The 19,144-nt window shown below is 69.2% G+C and carries 17 protein-coding genes; 13 read left to right on the forward strand and 4 right to left on the reverse strand.

The features are described from left to right. Positions 1 to 108 precede the first annotated feature (108 nt). Both CTZ28_RS06240 and CTZ28_RS06245 read left to right on the forward strand, forming a co-directional pair. The gene (locus tag CTZ28_RS06240; RefSeq protein ID WP_121888235.1) at positions 109 to 810 is read left to right on the forward strand and encodes an HAD family hydrolase; all 702 of its coding nucleotides are present in this window, start codon (positions 109 to 111) and stop codon (positions 808 to 810) included. A gap of 422 nt (positions 811 to 1,232) precedes the next feature. Then, positions 1,233 to 2,837: an ABC transporter substrate-binding protein gene (locus CTZ28_RS06245; RefSeq protein WP_121888236.1), complete on the forward strand. Its 1,605-nt coding sequence runs from the start codon at positions 1,233 to 1,235 to the stop codon at positions 2,835 to 2,837. Positions 2,838 to 2,964: 127 nt separating this feature from the next. Here the strand turns inward: CTZ28_RS06245 and CTZ28_RS06250 are convergent, their stop codons facing one another. Then, positions 2,965 to 3,636, reverse strand: coding sequence for a response regulator (locus CTZ28_RS06250; RefSeq protein WP_121888237.1), 672 nt, complete (start codon positions 3,634 to 3,636; stop codon positions 2,965 to 2,967). Between the two features lie 12 nt (positions 3,637 to 3,648). Continuing rightward, on the reverse strand, positions 3,649 to 4,548 hold the full coding sequence (locus tag CTZ28_RS06255; protein ID WP_259471502.1) for a RecB family exonuclease: 900 nt from the start codon (positions 4,546 to 4,548) through the stop codon (positions 3,649 to 3,651). Positions 4,549 to 5,073: 525 nt separating this feature from the next. On the opposite strand from CTZ28_RS06255, the gene CTZ28_RS06265 reads away from it, so the two are divergent. From CTZ28_RS06265 to CTZ28_RS06275, 3 genes are all read left to right on the forward strand, one after another. Beyond that, a complete protein-coding gene (locus CTZ28_RS06265; protein WP_121888238.1) occupies positions 5,074 to 6,633 on the forward strand; it encodes a site-2 protease family protein in 1,560 nt (519 codons plus the stop codon). Positions 6,634 to 6,751: 118 nt separating this feature from the next. Further along, on the forward strand, positions 6,752 to 7,654 hold the full coding sequence (locus CTZ28_RS06270; RefSeq protein ID WP_121888239.1) for a tRNA (adenine-N1)-methyltransferase: 903 nt from the start codon (positions 6,752 to 6,754) through the stop codon (positions 7,652 to 7,654). Positions 7,655 to 7,906: 252 nt separating this feature from the next. Beyond that, positions 7,907 to 8,479: a hypothetical protein gene (locus tag CTZ28_RS06275; RefSeq protein WP_259471487.1), complete on the forward strand. Its 573-nt coding sequence runs from the start codon at positions 7,907 to 7,909 to the stop codon at positions 8,477 to 8,479. A gap of 62 nt (positions 8,480 to 8,541) precedes the next feature. On the opposite strand, the gene CTZ28_RS06280 is transcribed toward CTZ28_RS06275, so the two are convergent. Next, the gene (locus CTZ28_RS06280) at positions 8,542 to 8,847 is read right to left on the reverse strand and encodes a ferredoxin (protein ID WP_121888241.1); all 306 of its coding nucleotides are present in this window, start codon (positions 8,845 to 8,847) and stop codon (positions 8,542 to 8,544) included. A gap of 243 nt (positions 8,848 to 9,090) precedes the next feature. Here CTZ28_RS06280 and arc point away from each other — a divergent pair, with 243 nt between their 5' ends. From arc to prcA, 6 genes are all read left to right on the forward strand, one after another. After that, on the forward strand, positions 9,091 to 10,857 hold the full coding sequence (gene arc / locus CTZ28_RS06290; RefSeq protein ID WP_121888243.1) for a proteasome ATPase: 1,767 nt from the start codon (positions 9,091 to 9,093) through the stop codon (positions 10,855 to 10,857). 231 nt (positions 10,858 to 11,088) lie between these two features. Next, a complete protein-coding gene (dop, locus tag CTZ28_RS06295; protein WP_358907676.1) occupies positions 11,089 to 12,600 on the forward strand; it encodes a depupylase/deamidase Dop in 1,512 nt (503 codons plus the stop codon). Positions 12,601 to 12,789: 189 nt separating this feature from the next. Next, entirely contained in the window at positions 12,790 to 13,008 is a 219-nt protein-coding gene (locus tag CTZ28_RS06300) for a ubiquitin-like protein Pup (protein WP_121888496.1), read from the forward strand. A 32-nt stretch (positions 13,009 to 13,040) separates the two neighbouring features. Continuing rightward, positions 13,041 to 13,634, forward strand: coding sequence for an endonuclease VII domain-containing protein (locus tag CTZ28_RS06305; RefSeq protein WP_183154292.1), 594 nt, complete (start codon positions 13,041 to 13,043; stop codon positions 13,632 to 13,634). Further along, positions 13,586 to 14,431, forward strand: coding sequence for a proteasome subunit beta (gene prcB, locus CTZ28_RS06310; protein WP_121888245.1), 846 nt, complete (start codon positions 13,586 to 13,588; stop codon positions 14,429 to 14,431). The genes CTZ28_RS06305 and prcB overlap by 49 nt, the downstream gene beginning before the upstream one ends. Positions 14,432 to 14,488: 57 nt before the next feature. Next, complete coding sequence (gene prcA / locus CTZ28_RS06315; RefSeq protein ID WP_121888246.1) at positions 14,489 to 15,241, forward strand: proteasome subunit alpha; 753 nt, start codon at positions 14,489 to 14,491, stop codon at positions 15,239 to 15,241. 91 nt (positions 15,242 to 15,332) lie between these two features. On the opposite strand, the gene CTZ28_RS06320 is transcribed toward prcA, so the two are convergent. Further along, positions 15,333 to 16,349, reverse strand: a complete 1,017-nt coding sequence (locus tag CTZ28_RS06320) for a LacI family DNA-binding transcriptional regulator (protein ID WP_183154282.1) — start codon at positions 16,347 to 16,349, stop codon at positions 15,333 to 15,335. Positions 16,350 to 16,470: 121 nt separating this feature from the next. On the opposite strand from CTZ28_RS06320, the gene CTZ28_RS06325 reads away from it, so the two are divergent. Both CTZ28_RS06325 and pafA read left to right on the forward strand, forming a co-directional pair. Next, positions 16,471 to 17,730, forward strand: coding sequence for an MFS transporter (locus CTZ28_RS06325; protein ID WP_121888248.1), 1,260 nt, complete (start codon positions 16,471 to 16,473; stop codon positions 17,728 to 17,730). A 9-nt stretch (positions 17,731 to 17,739) separates the two neighbouring features. After that, positions 17,740 to 19,101, forward strand: coding sequence for a Pup--protein ligase (pafA, locus tag CTZ28_RS06330; RefSeq protein ID WP_121888249.1), 1,362 nt, complete (start codon positions 17,740 to 17,742; stop codon positions 19,099 to 19,101). Positions 19,102 to 19,144: the final 43 nt, after the last annotated feature.

Raw genomic sequence — 19,144 nt, forward strand, 5'->3', positions numbered from 1 at the left:
AGTCATGTGAGGCGGTTCGGGTGGTGGCGACGTACACTGGTCGGTCCACCGCAGGCCGGTTCCCCGCAAGGGAACCGGCCTGATCGTCCCTCAAGGAGGTGCGCCAGGATGACCGCTACGGTCCCCGCGCTCGGAACCCGTTCGGCGGAAGGCTCGGCCCTGCAGGCCGTCCTCCTGGACATGGACGGCACTCTGGTGGACACCGAAGGCTTCTGGTGGGAGGTCGAGGTCGAGGTCTTCGCCGGCCTCGGCCACACCCTCGACGACTCCTGGCGCCATGTCGTGGTCGGCGGCCCGATGACCCGCAGCGCCGGTTTCCTGATCGAGGCGACCGGCGCCGACATCACCCTCGCCGACCTGTCGGTGCTGCTCAACGAGGGATTCGAGGACCGCATCGGACACGCCCTGCCCCTGATGCCGGGCGCCACCCGGCTGCTCGCCGAACTCTACGAGCAGGAGATCCCCACGGCCCTGGTCTCCGCCTCCCACCGCCGCATCATCGACCGCGTCATGGTCTCCCTCGGCCCCCAGCACTTCGGCCTGTCCGTCGCGGGCGACGAGGTGTCCCGCACCAAGCCCCATCCCGACCCGTATCTGTTCGCCGCCTCCGGCCTCGGCGTGGACCCGGCCAGGTGCGCCGTCGTCGAGGACACCGCGACCGGTGTCGCCGCGGCCGAGGCCGCCGGCTGCCGGGTGGTCGCCGTGCCGTCCGTCGCCCCCATCGCCCCGGCCGACCGGCGCACCGTCGTCGGCTCCCTCGAAGAGGTCGACCTGGCATTTCTGCGCGGCCTGATGACGGATATGCGCTAGCCGTTCACCCAGCGTGCCAAGCCCATTGGGCAGGAGTCCACCCCCGTACGGCGCACTGAATCCAAAGTCGGCCGACTGGCTGAATCCCGCTCACGACCAGCCGAGTTGACGATGTGAGGTTCGCCACTCGCCCGGGGGTCGACATCCGCCGGGACCTGTGCCATGAGCCCCCGACCGGGCGGTCGCGGCGCGACCATGTGTCCCGATTGATGGGACGCTGCACTAATCCTGCTGCTGTCGGGTTTTCGGTGCGTCCACGCCCGGTTTCACTGCGTGATGGGAACTCAACTCCCGTGACCGTGAACCGTCGTGCGAGTGCCGACTAATCTCGTCGCGAGAACATCGCCCTTACCCCCGTGATCCGCCGCAACACCCCTGCATGTCGGGTACACGGACTCGAACAGCCCTGGAGAAATTCGAGCATGAACCGCAAGACTATGGTGCTGCCGGCCGTGGCGGGCCTGCTCGCGCCGGTGCTTGCCGCCTGCGGCGGATCCGACAGCGGGAGTGACGGCGGCGGAGCGATCGTCGTCGGCACCACGGACCGGTTCACCGCCACCAAGGACGCCCCGGCCCCCCTCGACCCCGCCTACGCGTACGACGTCGGCTCCTGGAACGTACTGCGCCAGACCGTCCAGACCCTGATGACCCAGCCCAAGGGCGACGGTGACCCGGTGCCCGAGGCCGCCGAGAGCTGCACCTTCACCGACAGCGGCAACGAGCGCTACGCCTGCAAGCTGCGCGACGGGCTGAAGTTCGCCAACGGCGACGACGTCACCGCCGAGGACGTCAAGTACTCGATGGAACGGGCGCTGCGCATCAAGGCGGACAGCGGCGTGTTCGCCCTGCTCTCCACCATCGACACCATCGAGACCCAGGGCGACCGTGAGGTGATCTTCCACCTCAAGACCGCGGACGCCACCTTCCCGTACAAGCTGTCCACCCCGGTCGCGGGCATCGTCAACCCCAACGACTACGCGAAGGACAAGCTGCGCGACGGCTTCGAAGTGGACGGCTCCGGCCCCTACTCGATGAAGGCCGACGTCAAGGACAACGAGGTCGTCTCGGCCACCTTCACCAAGAACCCCCACTACAAGGGGAGTCTGAAGGTGAACAACACCAAGGTCGAGCTGCGCTCCTTCGGCGACGCGGACTCGATGGGCGCCTCCCTCGAAAAGGGCGACATCGACGTCATGACCCGCGCCATGACGCCGGCGCAGATCCGCAAGCTGGACGCCGGTACCGACGAGCACGTCAGCCTCGTCGAGATGGCCGGTCTCGAGATCCGCTACCTCGGCTTCAACACCGACGCGGTCACCGTGAAGGACAAGGCCGTCCGCCAGGCGATGGCCGAGGTCGTCAACCGCGCCGAACTCGTCTCCAAGGTGTACGGCTCCCAGGCCGAGCCGCTCTACTCGCTGGTCCCGGCCGGCATCACCGGGCACTCCAACTCGTTCTTCAACAAGTTCGGCGAGCCCGACGTCAACCAGGCCAAGTCGCTGCTCGACAAGGTCGGCGTCAACGCCCCCGTGAAGCTGACCCTGCACTACACGACCGACCACTACGGCGCTGCCACCAAGCAGGAGTTCGAGGTCCTGCAGAAGCAGCTCAACGACAGCGGTCTGTTCGACGTCAGCATCAAGGGCTGGCCCTGGTCCATCTACCAGACCGACGAGCGCAAGGGCAAGTACGACGTCTACGGCATGGGTTGGTTCCCCGACTTCCCCGACCCCGACAGCTACCTGGCGCCGTTCCTCGACAAGGACAACTTCCTCGCCTCTCCGTACGCCAACCCCGAGATCATCAACACCCTGATCCCGGAGTCCCGCCGCGAGGCCGACCGGCTCGGCGCCGCCAAGACCCTCACGCGCATCCAGGACATCGTCGCCGACGACGTCCCCCTCCTGCCGCTGTGGCAGGGCAAGCAGTACGTCGCCGCCCGGGACGACATCACCGGTGCCGCGTACGCCATCAACTCGTCCTCCTCGCTCCAGCTGTGGGAGCTCGGCCGAGGCGTCGGAGGCTGACACCCACCCCCTGGTCCGGGCCACACCCCGTGGTCCGGACCCGCACGGCCCCAGAACCAGCAGAGCCCCGAGGGCGCCCCTTCTCCGGAAGAGGGCGCCCTCGGGGCTCTCGTGCGGCTGCCGGCCGTCACTGCGCGCCGGGGCGCACCAACCCGCTCTCGTACGCGTACACCGCCGCCTGCACCCGGTCCCGCAGGCCCAGCTTGGTCAGCACATGCCCGACGTGCGTCTTCACCGTGGTCTCGCTGACGAACAGGTCCGCCGCGATCTCGGCGTTCGACAGCCCGCGCGCCACCAGCTTCAGCACCTCCACCTCACGCTCGGTGAGCGTGTGCAGTGTGTCCGGCACCGGCTCCTCGCCGGACGGCAGATGCGTCGCGTACTTGTCCAGCAGCCGACGCGTGATGCTCGGTGCCAGCATGGCCTCACCGGCGGCCACCACCCGGATCGCCTGGACGAGTTCGTTGGCGGGCGCGTCCTTCAGCAGGAAGCCGCTGGCCCCTGCCCGCAGCGCCTCCACCACGTACTCGTCGAGGTCGAACGTGGTCAGCACCAGCACCTTCGCCGGGCCGTCGCGCCCCGGGCCGGAGATCTGCCGGGTCGCCTCCACCCCGTCCATCCGCGGCATGCGGATGTCCATCAGCACCACATCCGGCTGCAGGGCACGGACCTGGTCGAGGGCCTGGAGGCCGTCGCCGGCCTCGCCCACGACCGCGATGTCCTGCTCCGCCTCCAGGATCATCCGGAATCCGGTGCGCAGCAGCGGCTGGTCATCGACCAGTAGGACGCGGATGGCCATAAGTCTCCTTCGCTAGTCCGGCCCCATTCTGCCCTGCGGGACGTCCGGGGACTCGGCCCCCCTCACCGGCAGCGGATAGGGCGGCGGAGTGCCGCCGAACTCCGGGCAGTGCGCCTGGTGGTCGCACCAGCCGCACAGCCGGGTCGGACGCGGCCGCCAGTCACCCGTCTCGGTGGCCTGCCGGATCGCCTCCCACAGGGCCAGCAGCTTGCGCTCGACCCGTTCGAGGTCCGCGAGCACGGGGTCGTACGTCAGCACATCGCCGCTGCCCAGGTAGACGAGCTGGAGCCGGCGCGGGACCACCTGCTTCAGCCGCCACACGACCAGGGCGTAGAACTTCATCTGGAACAGCGCGCCCTCCGCGTACTGCGGTTTCGGCGCCTTGCCCGTCTTGTAGTCGACGATCCGCACCTCACCCGAGGGCGCCACATCGACCCGGTCGATGATCCCGCGCAGCCGCAGCCCCGACTCCAGATCGGCCTCGACGAACAGCTCCCGCTCGGCGGGCTCCAGCCGGGTCGGATCCTCCAGCGTGAACCAGCGCTCCACCAGCTGCTCCGCCTCGCCGAGCCAGCGCGCGAGCCGCTCGCCCTGCGGGTCGTCCGCGAACAACTCCACGACCTCGGGCTTCGTCTCCCGCAGCCGGTCCCACTGGCCGGGGATCAGCGACTTGGCGCGGGGCGCGGTCCGCTCGGCGGCGGGCGCGTCGAAGAGCCGCTCGAGCACCGCGTGCACCAGGGTGCCCCGGGTCGCCGCCTCGCTCGGCTTCTCCGGAAGCCGGTCGATCACCCGGAACCGGTACAGCAACGGGCACTGCATGAAGTCACCGGCCCGCGAGGGCGACAACGAGACAGGCGGCGCGGCGACTCTCCCCGCCGTACCGGCTGTGCCCGCGGTACCGGCCGCGCCCACCGCACGGGCCGCACCCGTGGCACCGGCCGTGTCGGTTGTACTGGCTGCGCCCGCCGTACCCGCCAGATCGGCCCTCCCTGCCACACCGGCTGTGCCCGCCGTACCGGCCGCGCCCGTGGCACCGGCCGCCCCCGCGCTCGCTGTACCAGCCGCGCCCGCCACGTCGGCTGTACCCGCCGCACCTGCCGCCCCAGCCGCGTCGGCCGTACCAGCCGCATCCGACGCGTCGGCCGCACCGGCCGGGACCGATTCCCCGTCCGCCACCCCCTCCGCCGCCCTCGCGACCGGTGGGCCCTCCTCCCCGGTATCGCCGGAACGGGCCTCCGTGGCACCCTCGATGCTGCTGTTCATGACCACAGACCATACGGGCCGCCACTGACAGTGACCCAGCCGCGCCGCGCACCCGGCGTCCCCGCGGGGAACACGGGGGGTGCCGGGGCGGAACGTGTGACGACGGCCGCATACCATCGACCACAGACCCTTCCGCCCGCCAGGCGCGGAAGACGCTTCGAACGAGGGGACACCGTGGACGTGAGCGGCGGGAGCGGGCAGCCGCGGTCCGGCAACGACGAGCCGGCCGAGCGCCCCGCAGGTCCTACGGCCCCGAGCACCGGCACCGGCGACGGCACCGACGACAGCGCCGCGGCCACCGAGCCCACCAAGAACACCGAGCCCCGGCCCGACGCCTCCAAGACCCCGGCCGAGCCCGGCTCCGAACGCGACACCGAGCCTGAGAACGCCTCCACCACGACCGGAGACGGCCCGCCGGACGCCTCGGCCGCGCCGCCTTCGCCGACCCCGCCCGAAGCGCACGACGACGCCCGCGCCGGGCGGCCCGACGGCGGCTCCGAGCCCCGTGCGCACGCCGAATCCGGCTTCGGCAAGGGACACGACAAGGGCCAGGGCCAGGGGAAGCCGCCGGAGCGGCCCAAGGGACCCGGCGGCGGGCTCCTCATGGGACGACCCTTCGGCGTACCCGTGTACGTGGCACCCAGCTGGTTCCTCGTCGCCGCGCTGATCACCTGGGTCTTCGGCGGCCAGCTCGACCGGGTGCTGCCGGAGCTGGGCGCCGCCCGCTACCTGGTGTCCCTCTTCTTCGCGGTCGCCTTCTACGCCTCCGTCCTCGTCCACGAACTCGCCCACACCGTCGCCGCCGTCCGCTTCAAACTCCCGGTCCGCCGCATCCAGCTCCAGTTCTTCGGCGGCGTCTCCGAGATCGAGAAGGAGGCCGAGACCCCCGGACGGGAGTTCATCCTGGCCTTCGTCGGACCACTGCTCTCCCTCGTCCTCGCGGGCCTGTTCTACCTGGCCATGCAGCCCGTCGAGCCCGGCACCGTGCCCGGCGTCCTGCTGGCCGGCCTGATGATCTCCAACCTCATCGTCGCCGCCTTCAACCTCCTGCCCGGCCTCCCCCTCGACGGCGGCCGGATGCTCCGCGCCGTCGTCTGGAAGATCACCGGCAGGCCCATGAGCGGCACCGTCGCCGCCGCCTGGGTCGGCCGCGCCCTCGCCATCTCCGTACTGATCGGCCTCCCGCTGCTCAACCAGTCCGGCGCCCTCGGCTCCGACGCCCAGGACATCAGCGGCATGGACACCGTCACCGACGCCCTGCTCGCCGCCATCCTCGCCGCGATCATCTGGACCGGCGCGGGCAACAGCCTGCGCATGGCACGGCTGCGCGAGCACCTCCCGGAACTGCGGGCCCGCACCCTGACCCGGCGCGCGGTCCCGGTGGAGACCGACACCCCGCTGTCCGAGGCACTGCGCCGCGCCAACGCCGCCGGCGCCCGCGCCCTCGTCATCGTCGACGCCGACGGCAAACCGCGCTCCCTGGTCCGCGAGGCCGCCATCGTCGGCGTACCCGAACACCGCCGCCCCTGGGTCGCCGTCAGCGGCCTCGCCCAGGAACTCACCGACGGCATGCGCGTCTCCGCCGAACTGGCGGGCGAGGACCTCCTCGACGTCCTGCGGGCCACCCCCGCGACCGAGTACCTGGTCGTGGAGAAGACAGGCGAGATCTACGGCGTCCTGTCCGCGGCCGACGTGGAACGCGCCTTCGTCAAGGCGATGGCACGGCCCGCCTGAAGCACCCCGGAGCGGCACGGACCGTGCGACCGGCCGGCCACAGCCCGCACCATCGCCCCGCTCCCTCCACCGGTCCTCACCGGTCAAGCGCCCAGCGGGGAACCGGTAGGCTGGTCACATGTCCGAACCGACCGGTGCCGCCCGCAGGCGCGGGCCCTTCAAGGTCGGGGACCAGGTACAGCTGACCGACCCCAAGGGCCGCCACTACACGTTCACGCTCGAAGCCGGGAAGAACTTCCACACCCACAAGGGTTCCTTCCCGCACGACGAACTGATCGGCGCTCCCGAGGGCAGCGTTGTCCGCACCACCGGAAACGTCGCCTACCTCGCGCTGCGCCCCCTGCTCCCCGACTACGTCCTGTCCATGCCCCGCGGGGCCGCCGTCGTCTACCCGAAGGACGCGGGTCAGATCCTCGCCTTCGCCGACATCTTCCCCGGCGCCCGCGTCGTGGAGGCAGGCGTCGGCTCCGGCTCGCTCAGCAGCTTCCTGCTGAGGGCCATCGGCGACCAGGGCATGCTGCACTCCTACGAGCGCCGCGAAGACTTCGCCGACATCGCCCGGCAGAACGTGGAACGCTACTTCGGCGGACCGCACCCGGCCTGGCAGCTCACCGTCGGCGACCTCCAGGACAACCTGTCCGACACCGACGTCGACCGCGTCATCCTCGACATGCTCGCCCCCTGGGAGTGCCTGGAGGCCGTCTCCAAGGCGCTCGTACCCGGCGGCATCCTGTGCTGCTACGTGGCGACCACGACACAGCTCGCCCGGACCGTCGAGTCCATCCGCGAGATCGGCAGCTTCAACGAGCCGACCGCCTGGGAGACGATGATCCGCAACTGGCACATCGAGGGCCTGGCCGTCCGCCCCGACCACCGGATGATCGGCCACACCGGCTTCCTGCTCACCGCCCGGCGCCTCGCCGACGGCGTCGAGCCGCCCATGCGCCGCCGCCGCCCCGCCAAGGGCGCCTACGGCGAGGACTACGCGGGCCCCAACGCCGACGGCGGCACCGGCCACTGACCCCCTCATCACCCTCAACGCAGCGGCGCCGCCGCCGAGTCACCCCGGGCCGACCGGGAACCCGGCGACGGCGCCCGCGCGTTGAGGGAACGTTGAGGGAACACAGCCCCCAAGACGGTGAAACCCACGCGCCGCCACCGCCCGCGGGCGAAGGACCCGCGCAATCCCGGACCCCGCCGTTCCCCCGCACTGTGACGTGTGGCACCATGCTGGCCACCCCCACCGGCACAGCCCTCACAGGAGACACTCCTCGTGCAATCCGCCGTCCCGGAACTCGCACACACCCACACCCGCCCGATCCACTGGGTGGCCACCGCAACCGCTGTCGCCGGCGTCGTCGCCCTCTCCTCGATGATCCAGCCCGGCTCGGCCAAGGCCGCCCAGCCCGCCGATCGGAAGCCGAAGCCCGCACCCGCGGCCACCGCGCCCGGCACCACGGGCGTCGCCTTCCCCCTCGAGTGCGGACCCGTGAGAGCCGTCGTGAAACAGAAGGCCACCGGAGACCTCGACGGCGACGGCAGCCCCGAGACGGTCGCCGTGGTCCACTGCGACGCCCCCATGGGCACCCCACCCGACGGCGTCTACGTCCTCACCCGGGACGCGCGGACCGAGCGGGCCCGCGTCGTCGCCACGCTCGTCGACCCCAAGGACCGGCTCACCGTCACCGACTTCACGGTGCGGTCCGGCGCGGTCACCGCGACCCTGCTCGGCTACTCCACGGCCGACGTACCGAGTTGCTGCCCGGACGTGACGACGCCCGCCAAGTGGCAGTGGAACGGCCGCGCGTTCATCCGCTCCACACCGGCGGCCGCCCACAGCGTATGAAACACCCCGTCCCGACGGGAATGTGAGAAATCAGACATTGGTCACATGGAGTGACTTCGCTGTCACTCCGCGTCCGGGCCGTACACCTCGACCCTGTCCGAAACCCGACGCACATGGATGCACTCGCCCGGACATTCCCTCGCCGAGTCCACGACATCCGTGAGAAGCGGCAACGGCACCGGAGTCACTGCCCCCTTGGCCTGCAACAGCTCGTCGTCCGCCCCCTTCACATAAGCCAGCCCGTCGATGTCCAGCTCGAACACCTCGGGCGCGTACTGGGCGCAGATCCCGTCCCCCGTACACAGATCCTGGTCGATCCAGACCTCCAGCGCATCGCCACCGCCTCGGGCCTCCTGCTGCACGGTCATCTCTCCTGCCGTTCACGAACCGAGCCGACGGGAATCCGGCCAGCTCTGACGGGTGTTGAACCCCTCGACCCTACCCGCGGCGGCTTCCCAATCATGTTCGGTGGGTATTCCCCTGGCGTGAGGGTGAGCGCAAGGGTGAAGATCGGACACTCCTTGACAGTCTTTGTGATCTAGGGGTTTCAATCGACACCCACCCAGGTAGGGTCTGGAAGCGTCCAGCTCCCCTTGGAGGAGGTGAGGACCGTGGCAGCCCACGACGACGACATGAACCGCGGCATCCGCCCGGGACGAGGGTCCGAGGACCCCGCCGGGCAGATCGCCTACCTTGAGCAGGAGATCGCCGTCCTGCGACGCAAGCTCGCCGACTCTCCGCGACACACGAGAATTCTCGAAGAGCGGATCGTCGAGCTGCAGACCAACCTGGCCGGCGTGTCCGCACAGAACGAGCGACTCGCCAACACACTCCGCGAGGCCCGCGACCAGATCGTGGCCCTCAAAGAAGAAGTCGACCGGCTCGCCCAGCCGCCCGCCGGCTTCGGTGTCTTCCTGCAGGCGAACGAGGACGGCACCGCCGACATCTTCACCGGCGGCCGCAAGCTCCGGGTGAACGTCAGCCCGAGCGTCGACCTCGACATCCTGCGGCGCGGCCAGGAAGTCATGCTCAACGAAGCGCTCAACGTGGTCGAAGCCATGGAGTACGAGCGCGTCGGGGACATCGTCACCCTCAAGGAGATCCTCGAGGACGGCGAGCGCGCCCTGGTGCTCGGGCACACCGACGAGGAACGGGTGGTACGGCTCGCCGAGCCGCTGCTGGACGTCACCATCCGCCCCGGCGACGCCCTGCTGCTCGAACCCCGCTCCGGCTACGTCTACGAAGTGGTCCCCAAGAGCGAGGTCGAAGAACTCGTCCTCGAAGAAGTGCCCGACATCGGGTACCAGCAGATCGGCGGCCTCGGCAACCAGATCGAGGCCATCCGCGACGCGGTCGAGCTGCCCTACCTCTACCCCGACCTCTTCAAGGAGCACGAGCTGCGCCCGCCCAAGGGCGTCCTGCTCTACGGACCCCCCGGATGCGGCAAGACGCTCATCGCCAAGGCCGTCGCCAACTCGCTGGCCAAGAAGGTCGCCGAAGTCACCGGCCAGGCCGCGGGCAAGAGCTTCTTCCTCAACATCAAGGGCCCCGAACTGCTCAACAAGTACGTCGGCGAGACCGAGCGGCAGATCCGCCTCGTCTTCCAGCGCGCACGGGAGAAGGCCAGCGAAGGCACCCCCGTGATCGTCTTCTTCGACGAGATGGAATCGCTCTTCCGCACCCGCGGCTCCGGCGTCAGCTCGGACGTGGAGAACACCATCGTCCCCCAGCTGCTCGCCGAGATCGACGGCGTCGAAGGCCTGCAGAACGTGGTGGTGATCGGTGCCTCCAACCGCGAGGACATGATCGACCCCGCCATCCTGCGGCCCGGCCGGCTCGACGTGAAGATCAAGATCGAGCGTCCGGACGCCGAAGCGGCCAAGGACATCTTCGGGAAGTACCTCACCGAGCGCCTCCCACTGCACTCGGACGACCTCGGAGAACACGGCGGCGACAAGGCCACCACGGTCCAGAGCATGATCCAGACCGCGGTCGAGCACATGTACGCCGAAACCGAGGAGAACCGCTTCCTGGAGGTCACCTACGCCAACGGCGACAAGGAAGTCCTCTACTTCAAGGACTTCAACTCCGGAGCGATGATCGAGAACATCGTCGGACGCGCCAAGAAAATGGCGATCAAGGAATTCCTCGAACACAACCAGAAAGGCCTCAGGGTCTCCCACCTCCTCCAGGCATGCGTGGACGAGTTCAAGGAGAATGAGGACCTGCCCAACACCACGAACCCGGACGACTGGGCCCGGATCTCCGGCAAGAAGGGTGAAAGGATCGTCTACATCCGCACCCTCATCACCGGAAAGCAGGGCGCGGACACCGGACGCTCCATCGACACGGTGGCGAACACCGGGCAGTACCTGTAAAGACAGGGCGGCTGCGGGTGCCCCCACCGGGTACCCGCAGCCGACTGTTTTCCGGGCCACGCCGGAACAGGCAATGACGCAAATGATCTCCCCACCAGCGCAAAGGCGTTCTAGGCTCTTCGGTACCGCCGAGTCGCGCAGTGCGGGGACGGGCACCGCACACGCACCGGAGCGCCAGCGGTACGCGAGCGGCGCCCACGACCGAGGGCGCCGCCGGGCAAGGAGGGCCGCATGACCGTACGGCGAGTAATGGGCATCGAGACGGAGTACGGCATCTCCGTCCCCGGTCACCCCAATGCCAATGCCATGCTCACCTCATCCCAGATCGTCAACGCCTACGCGGCTGCGATGCACCGGGCCCGCCGCGCCCGCTGGGACTTCGAGGAGGAGAACCCGCTGCGCGACGCACGAGGCTTCGACCTCGCCCGCGAGGCCGCCGACGCCAGCCAGCTCACCGACGAGGACATCGGCCTGGCGAACGTCATCCTCACCAACGGCGCGCGCCTCTACGTCGACCACGCACACCCCGAGTACAGCGCGCCCGAGGTGACCAACCCCCGCGACGCCGTCCTCTGGGACAAGGCCGGCGAGCGGATCATGGCGGAGGCCGCGGAACGGGCCGCCCAGCTCCCCGGCGCCCAGCCCATCCACCTGTACAAGAACAACACCGACAACAAGGGCGCCTCGTACGGCACGCACGAGAACTACCTGATGAAGCGGGAAACCGCCTTCTCGGACATCGTGCGCCACCTCACGCCCTTCTTCGTCTCCCGACAGGTCTTCGCCGGAGCGGGCCGCGTCGGCATCGGCCAGGACGGCCACGAACACGGCTTCCAGCTCAGCCAGCGCGCCGACTACTTCGAGGTCGAGGTCGGCCTGGAGACCACCCTCAAGCGCCCCATCATCAACACCCGCGACGAGCCGCACGCGGACGCCGAGAAATACCGGCGGCTGCACGTGATCATCGGCGACGCCAACCTGTCGGAGATCTCGACCTACCTGAAGCTGGGCACGACGGCCCTGGTCCTGTCCATGATCGAGGACGGCTTCATCGCCGTCGACCTGGCCGTGGACCAGCCCGTACGCACCCTCCACCAGGTCTCCCACGACCCCACCCTCCAACGCCTGGTCACCCTCCGCAGCGGCCGGACACTCACCGCGGTCCAGCTCCAGATGGAGTACTACGAACTGGCCCGCAAGTACGTCGAGGAGCGCCACGGGTCGGACGCCGACGAACAGACCAAGGACGTCCTGGTCCGCTGGGAGGACACCCTGAACCGGCTGGAGAATGACCCGATGAGCCTCTCCGGCGAACTCGACTGGGTCGCCAAGCGGGAACTGATGGAGGGCTACCGGCGCCGCGACAGCCTGGACTGGGACGCCGCTCGGCTGCACCTGGTGGACCTTCAGTACGCGGACGTACGCGCCGAGAAGGGCCTCTACAACCGCCTGGTGGGCCGCGGGCGCATGAAGCGGCTCCTGGACGAGGCCGAGGTCGAGCGGGCGCGCACGAAGCCGCCGGAGGACACCCGGGCGTACTTCCGGGGCCGGTGCCTGGAGCAGTACGCGGACGACGTGGCGGCCGCCTCCTGGGACTCGGTGATCTTCGACCTGCCCGGTCGGGACTCCCTCCAGCGCGTTCCAACCCTCGAACCGCTTCGCGGAACGCGAAATCATGTCAAGGAGCTGCTGGACCGCTGCCGCACCGCGGAAGACCTGGTCAAAGTCCTCTCGGGCGGCTGAGCGGGCCGGCGGACCGCACCGGGCGTCCGGGGTGGAAATCCCGGCGCGAGGGAATCATGGTGGTGGTCCCCGTACGTTGGAGAAACTGCGGGGCCGATGTCGGACCCCGCTTGTAGGGTCTGATCATCACTGATCGGCAGGAATGCCGACCTGTCGACCATGTCGGGCGAATTGAGCGGGGTGAGGGTTATGGCGACCAAGGACACCGGTGGCGGCCAGCAGAAGGCCACGCGCTCCACCGAGGAGGTCGAGGAGCAGGCGCAGGACGCGCAGGCCACCGACGACCTCAAGGAACGACACGAAAAGCTGAGCGACGACGTGGACTCGGTACTGGACGAGATCGACGATGTCCTAGAGGAGAACGCTGAGGACTTCGTTCGAAGTTTCGTTCAGAAGGGCGGCGAATAACCTTCGAATGGAAGGTGACGGGGGTCGTCGACTTGGAAAATGAAGATGGTGCGAAGCGTTGCTCGCGGTGCAAGCAGCACAAGCCGCGGGCGGCCTTCGCGCGGAACAAGGCGATGCGGGACGGCTTGCAGGCTTACTGCCGAGCGTGTGCGGCTGCGTACCATCAGGAGCGGCAGGTCGCCAGGGGGCATAACGTCCGGCCGAGAGTCGATGTGCCGGAGGGCCACAAGTACTGCCGAACGTGTGGTGAGATCAAGCCGCACAGCGAATGGCAACGGAACAGGAGCGCCTCGGACGGCCTCGCGACGCTATGCAGGTCGTGCAAGGCGCTGAAGGGGCGGGCAGGCCATCTGAAACGCCAGTACGGCATCACCGAGGCTCAACGTGACGAGATGGTCGCCTCTCAGATGGGGCTCTGTGTGATCTGCCTGGAGGCCCCCGCCGTGCATGTGGATCACTGCCACAAGACGGGTAGGGTCCGTGGCGTACTGTGCTTCAACTGCAATTCGGCCATCGGCAAGTTGGGCGACGATCCTGACGCTGTCCGGCGGGCTGCCGCATATCTGGAAGGAACCTCGTGGAAGCCAACACTCGTAGCACCGGGCGTCTACCGGCTGCCTTCCTGACGCCTGGGTCCTCCTCCTTCATGGACTTTCTCGCCGATCATCAGCCGGAGCTGCTGCCGGGCAAGCGGCAGCTGCCCCCCATCCAGGGGGTGATCGAGGCGCCGCACGGGACGACGATCGTCGCCGTGACCTTCCCCGGTGGTGTGGTGCTCGCCGGTGACCGCCGGGCCACGATGGGCAACGTGATCGCCCAGCGGGACATCGAGAAGGTCTTCCCGGCCGACGAGTACTCGGCGGTCGGTATCGCCGGTACCGCGGGTCTGGCCGTCGAGATGGTCAAGCTCTTCCAGCTGGAGCTGGAGCACTTCGAGAAGGTCGAGGGTGCCCAGCTGTCGCTGGAGGGCAAGGCGAACCGGCTGTCGACGATGATCCGGTCCAACCTGGGCATGGCGATGCAGGGGCTGGCCGTGGTCCCGCTCTTCGCCGGATACGACGTGGACCGCGAGCGGGGTCGTATCTTCTCCTACGACGTCACCGGAGGCCGCTCCGAGGAGCACAACTTCGCCGCGACGGGCTCCGGCTCGGTGTTCGCGCGCGGTGCGATGAAGAAGCTGTTCCGCGACGATCTGACCGAGGAGCAGGCCACGACCCTGGTGGTGCAGGCCCTGTACGACGCGGCAGACGACGACTCGGCGACGGGCGGTCCCGATGTCGCCCGCCGGATCTACCCGATCGTCACCGTGATCACCGAGGACGGCTTCCGCCGGCTCACCGAGGAGGAGTCCTCCGAGATCGCCCGTTCGATCCTGGAGCGGCGCCTGGAGCAGCCGGACGGCCCGCGGGCCGCGCTGCTGTAGCCGGCTGTTTCTTTGCAAGGTGATCCAGTGACTTCGACAGAAAGGGACGGATAACCGGTGTCGACGCCGTTCTATGTCTCACCTCAGCAGGCCATGGCCGACCGGGCGGAGTACGCCCGCAAGGGCATCGCCCGTGGCCGCAGCCTGGTCGTGCTGCAGTATGCCGACGGCATCGTGTTCGTCGGTGAGAACCCGTCCCGTGCGCTGCACAAGTTCAGCGAGATCTATGACCGGATCGGGTTCGCCGCGGCCGGGAAGTACAACGAGTACGAGAACCTTCGTATCGGTGGCGTGCGCTATGCCGATCTGCGTGGTTACACCTATGACCGGGACGATGTGACCGCCCGCGGTCTGGCCAACGTGTATGCGCAGACGCTGGGCACGATCTTCTCCAGTGCAGCCGAGAAGCCGTACGAGGTGGAGCTGGTGGTGGCCGAGGTGGGGGAGACCCCGGAGGGCGACCAGATCTACCGGCTGCCGCATGACGGGTCGATCGTGGACGAGCACGGTTCGGTCGCGGTGGGCGGTAATGCCGAGCAGATCAGCAGTTTCCTGGATCAGCGGCACCGTGACGGGATGAGCCTGGCGGAGGCGCTCAAGCTGGCTGTGCAGGCGCTGTCCCGGGACACGAACGGCAGTGAGCGGGAGATCCCGGCGGAGCGTCTGGAGGTGGCTGTGCTGGACCGGACGCGGCCGCAGCAGCGCAAGTTCAAGCGCATCGTCGGCCGGCAGCTCTCGCGGCTGTTGCAGGCGGACGGTGCGGCCACCGAGGCGGAGAGCGCCGAGGACGAGGGCGGGGACGAGGAGTAGGTTTCGCGTCCGCTCTGTGATGACCGTGTGCCCCGGCCGGCCTTGCCGACCGGGGCGCGGTGCGTTCTGGCAGGCGGGCGGCGGGTGGTGGTCAGTGTGGCCTGGGTGGTGCTGTGGAGCCGCGTACCACCAGGTGTACGGGGATGTCCGAGCGGTCCGGTTCGCGGCCGTCCAGGACGGCCAGGAGGGCTTGCATGCCGCGTTCGCCGAAGAGTTCCGCGTCGAGTCGTACGGTGGTCAGTTCGGGGTCGATGGCGGTGGCCAGGGCGAGGTCGTCGAGTCCGGTGACGGAGATGTCGGAGGGTACGTGCAGGCCGTGGCGGCGTAGTGCCTTGTAGGCGCCGGCGGCGAGTTTGTCGTCGTCGCAGACGAGGGCGGTGGGGTGGGGGCCGGGGGTGGTGAGGGCGGCCTCCGTGGCGGCTCTGGCGGCTTCGAAGGTGAGGGGTGCGCGGATGGTGCGTACGTCGGTGCCGGGAACGGTGGCGACGCGGGTGGCCAGTTCGTGTGCGCGGACCTCGAAGGTCCAGGAGGGCACGTCGGCGGCGAGGTGCAGGAAGCGGCGGTGGCCGAGGCCCAGGAGGTGTTCGGTGACCTGGCGGACGCCGTCGGCGATGTCCAGGTTCACGGTGGCTGCGCCGAGGCTGCCCTGTGGGTCGCTGTCGAGCATGACGAGGGGGAGTTGGTCGCCGCGGATGGTGGTGAGTGCGTCGGCGGCCATGGAGGAGGCGATGACTCCGTCGAGGGCGGCCTGTGCGGATGCGAAGGGGTCGCGGGCCGGGCCGACGCCTTCCGGGGAGGGGTACAGGACCACGCCGAAGCCGTGCTGGGCGGCGATGCGGGCCGCTCCTGTGTAGACGCCGGCGAAGAATTCCGTGGTGAGGGCGGGGACGACGAGGAGCACGGTGCGGGTGTGGCCGAGGCGGAGGTTGCGGGCGGCGAGGTTGGGGCGGTAGCCGAGGTCGCGTGCGGCGTCCCGGACTCGTTGTGCGGTGGCGGCGGAGACCCGGCCGTGCCATTTGTCGCCGAGGACGAGGGAGACGGCTGCCTGGGAGACTCCGGCGGCCTGGGCGACGTCACGGCTCGTCGGGCGCGTGTTGCTGTGTGCCACCGTGGGTGCGCTCCTTCGTCTGGACGTGTGAACAGCGCACATGGTACGTATGACCACGGGAGTTATACGTAACACGTGACGGCGACGATCCGGCCTCGGGCGAGCCGGTGGAGGGCAGGAGATGGCCGCGGGATACCTGGAGATCCTCAGCGCGAGACATGCGGCCAGGCTGCTGGCGGGCACGCTGGTGGGCCGGCTGCCGAACGCCACGGCCGCGATCGCGCTGGTGCTGTTCGTGCGCGCGGAGGGCGGCAGCTACAGCCTGGCGGGGGCGCTGGCGGCGGTGTACGGCGTGGCCAACGCCGTCGGGCAGCCCGTGCTCGGGCGGCTGGTCGATCTGCACGGGCAGCCGCGGATCCAGTTGCCCGCGGCGGTGCTGTCGGCGCTGTCGATGGCGGTCTTCGCGTTCTGCGGCACCGATCCGCTGCCCCTCGCCTGCGCCGCCGTCGCGGCCGCCGGCTTGTTCACGCCGCCCCTGGAGGGCGGCCTGCGCGCCCTGTGGCCCTCGGTGCTGCGCCGCGAGGAGCAGGTGCACACCGCGTACGCCATGGACGCGGTGGCCCAGGAGGTCATGTTCACTGTCGGCCCGTTGCTGGTCACGCTGTGCGTGTCGGTGTGGTCGGAGCGGGCGGCCCTGCTGGTGCTGAACGCGGTGGGTGTGCTCGGGGCGCTGTCCGTGGTGCTGTCGCCGCCCTCGCGCGCGTGGCGTTCCGCGCCGCGCGAGGCGCACTGGCTGGGTCCGCTCCGCTCGCCGGGGCTGCTGGCGCTGTTCGGTGCGTTCCTGTTCGTGGGGATCGCGCTCGGTTCCATCACGGTGGCCTCGGTGCCCTACGCCGACGACCACGGCGGTGACGCGGTGTACGGCTGGCTGATGGCGGCGCTGGGGCTGGGCGCGCTGGCCGGCGGGACCGTGTACGGGGCGCGGCGGTGGAGCGGTGCGCCGGAGCGGCGACTGCGGGTGCTGGTGGCCCTTCTGGCGCTGTGTTATCTGCCGCTGATGCTGATGCCGGGCGCGGTGGTGATGGTGTTGCTCACGGTGGTCGCCGGGGTGTTCCTGGCGCCTGCGATGGCCTGCGCGTTCGTCATGGTCGACGGGCATGCGCCGAGCGGTACGGTCACCGAGGCGTTCTCCTGGCTTGTGACGACGTTCACCGTGGGTGCCTCGGTGGGAACGGGCCTGGCGGGGCCCGTGGTCGAGGCGGGCGGTGCGCTGTGGGGGTTCGCGGTGCCGGGTGTGGCGGGGGCCGTGTCCTTGCTGGTGCTGCTGGCCACCGGGCGGGTCCTCGCAGCTCCCGGCGGGGGAGCGGTGGTTGCGGCGTCAGCGGAAAATGATCCAAATCGTGCTGCCGAACCCCGTTTCAGTTCCGGGGATCGGGCGTAATGTTCAGTCATGGACCGCCGCATTTTCGGGCTGGAGAACGAGTACGGCGTCACGTGCACGTTCAGGGGACAGCGCCGCCTGTCGCCTGACGAGGTGGCGCGGTACCTCTTCCGCCGTGTCGTGTCATGGGGCCGTAGCAGCAATGTCTTTCTGCGCAACGGTGCCCGGCTCTATCTCGACGTGGGGTCACATCCGGAATACGCGACACCCGAATGTGACAATGTGATCGAACTGGTCACCCACGACAAGGCCGGCGAGCGCATTCTCGAAGGACTTCTGGTGGACGCGGAACGACGCCTGCACGAGGAGGGCATCGCGGGCGACGTCTACCTTTTCAAGAACAACACGGACTCGGCGGGCAACTCCTACGGTTGCCACGAGAACTATCTGGTGGCGCGGCACGGGGAGTTCTCCCGGCTCGCCGACATCCTCATTCCGTTCCTGGTCACCCGGCAGCTGCTGTGCGGCGCGGGGAAGGTGCTGCAGACGCCGCGCGGTGCGGTGTACTGCGTGAGCCAGCGGGCGGAGCACATCTGGGAGGGGGTCTCCTCGGCGACGACCCGCTCCCGGCCCATCATCAACACGCGGGACGAGCCGCACGCGGACGCGGAGCGTTACCGCCGGCTGCATGTCATCGTGGGCGACTCGAACATGTCCGAGACGACCATGCTGCTCAAGGTCGGGGCCACCGATCTGGTGCTGCGCATGATCGAGGCGGGCACGGTGATGCGTGACCTGACCCTGGAGAACCCGATCCGGGCGATCCGTGAGGTCAGCCATGACATCACGGGCCGGCGCAAGGTGCGTCTGGCCAGCGGCCGGGAGGCCTCGGCGCTGGAGGTGCAGCGCGAGTACTACGAGAAGGCCGTGGACTTCTGCGAGCGCCGCGGTATCCGCACCGGCACGGTGGAGCAGGTGCTGGAGCTGTGGGGCCGCACGCTGGACGCGATCGAGGCGGAGGATCTGGACCGGATCGCCACCGAGATCGACTGGGTGATGAAGTACAAGCTCATCGAGCGGTACCGGGCCAAGCACAACATGACCATGTCGCATCCGCGGGTCGCGCAGATAGATCTGGCCTACCACGACATCCACCGTCGTCGTGGCCTGTACTACCTGCTGGAGAAGCGGGGCCAAGCCGCCCGGATCTGCAACGACTTGAAGATCTTCGAGGGCAAGTCGGTTCCGCCGCAGACCACTCGGGCCCGGCTGCGCGGCGATTTCATCCGGCGTGCCCAGGAGCAGCGCCGTGACTTCACGGTCGACTGGGTGCACCTCAAGCTCAACGACCAGGCGCAGCGGACGGTGTTGTGCAAGGACCCGTTCCGTTCGGTGGACGATCGGGTGGAGAAGCTCATCGCCGGTATGTGAGCGGGGTGTTCCTCCCGTTCCTCTGTGCGACTTCGCTCGAACG

The sequence above is a fragment of the Streptomyces shenzhenensis genome (genome assembly GCF_003688995.1).
Classification (GTDB): Bacteria; Actinomycetota; Actinomycetes; order Streptomycetales; family Streptomycetaceae; genus Streptomyces; species Streptomyces shenzhenensis_A.

What these genes read in the sequence shown, in the direction of transcription:
- CTZ28_RS06300 (WP_121888496.1), top strand. Translation starts at nt 12,790, where the DNA reads ATGGCGACCAAGGACACCGGTGGCGGCCAGCAGAAGGCCACGCGCTCC.
- CTZ28_RS06325 (WP_121888248.1), top strand. Translation starts at nt 16,471, where the DNA reads ATGGCCGCGGGATACCTGGAGATCCTCAGCGCGAGACATGCGGCCAGG.
- CTZ28_RS06240 (WP_121888235.1), top strand. Translation starts at nt 109, where the DNA reads ATGACCGCTACGGTCCCCGCGCTCGGAACCCGTTCGGCGGAAGGCTCG.
- pafA (WP_121888249.1), top strand. Translation starts at nt 17,740, where the DNA reads ATGGACCGCCGCATTTTCGGGCTGGAGAACGAGTACGGCGTCACGTGC.
- CTZ28_RS06250 (WP_121888237.1), bottom strand. Translation starts at nt 3,636, where the DNA reads ATGGCCATCCGCGTCCTACTGGTCGATGACCAGCCGCTGCTGCGCACC.
- CTZ28_RS06280 (WP_121888241.1), bottom strand. Translation starts at nt 8,847, where the DNA reads ATGACCGTGCAGCAGGAGGCCCGAGGCGGTGGCGATGCGCTGGAGGTC.
- CTZ28_RS06270 (WP_121888239.1), top strand. Translation starts at nt 6,752, where the DNA reads ATGTCCGAACCGACCGGTGCCGCCCGCAGGCGCGGGCCCTTCAAGGTC.
- dop (WP_358907676.1), top strand. Translation starts at nt 11,089, where the DNA reads ATGACCGTACGGCGAGTAATGGGCATCGAGACGGAGTACGGCATCTCC.
- CTZ28_RS06245 (WP_121888236.1), top strand. Translation starts at nt 1,233, where the DNA reads ATGAACCGCAAGACTATGGTGCTGCCGGCCGTGGCGGGCCTGCTCGCG.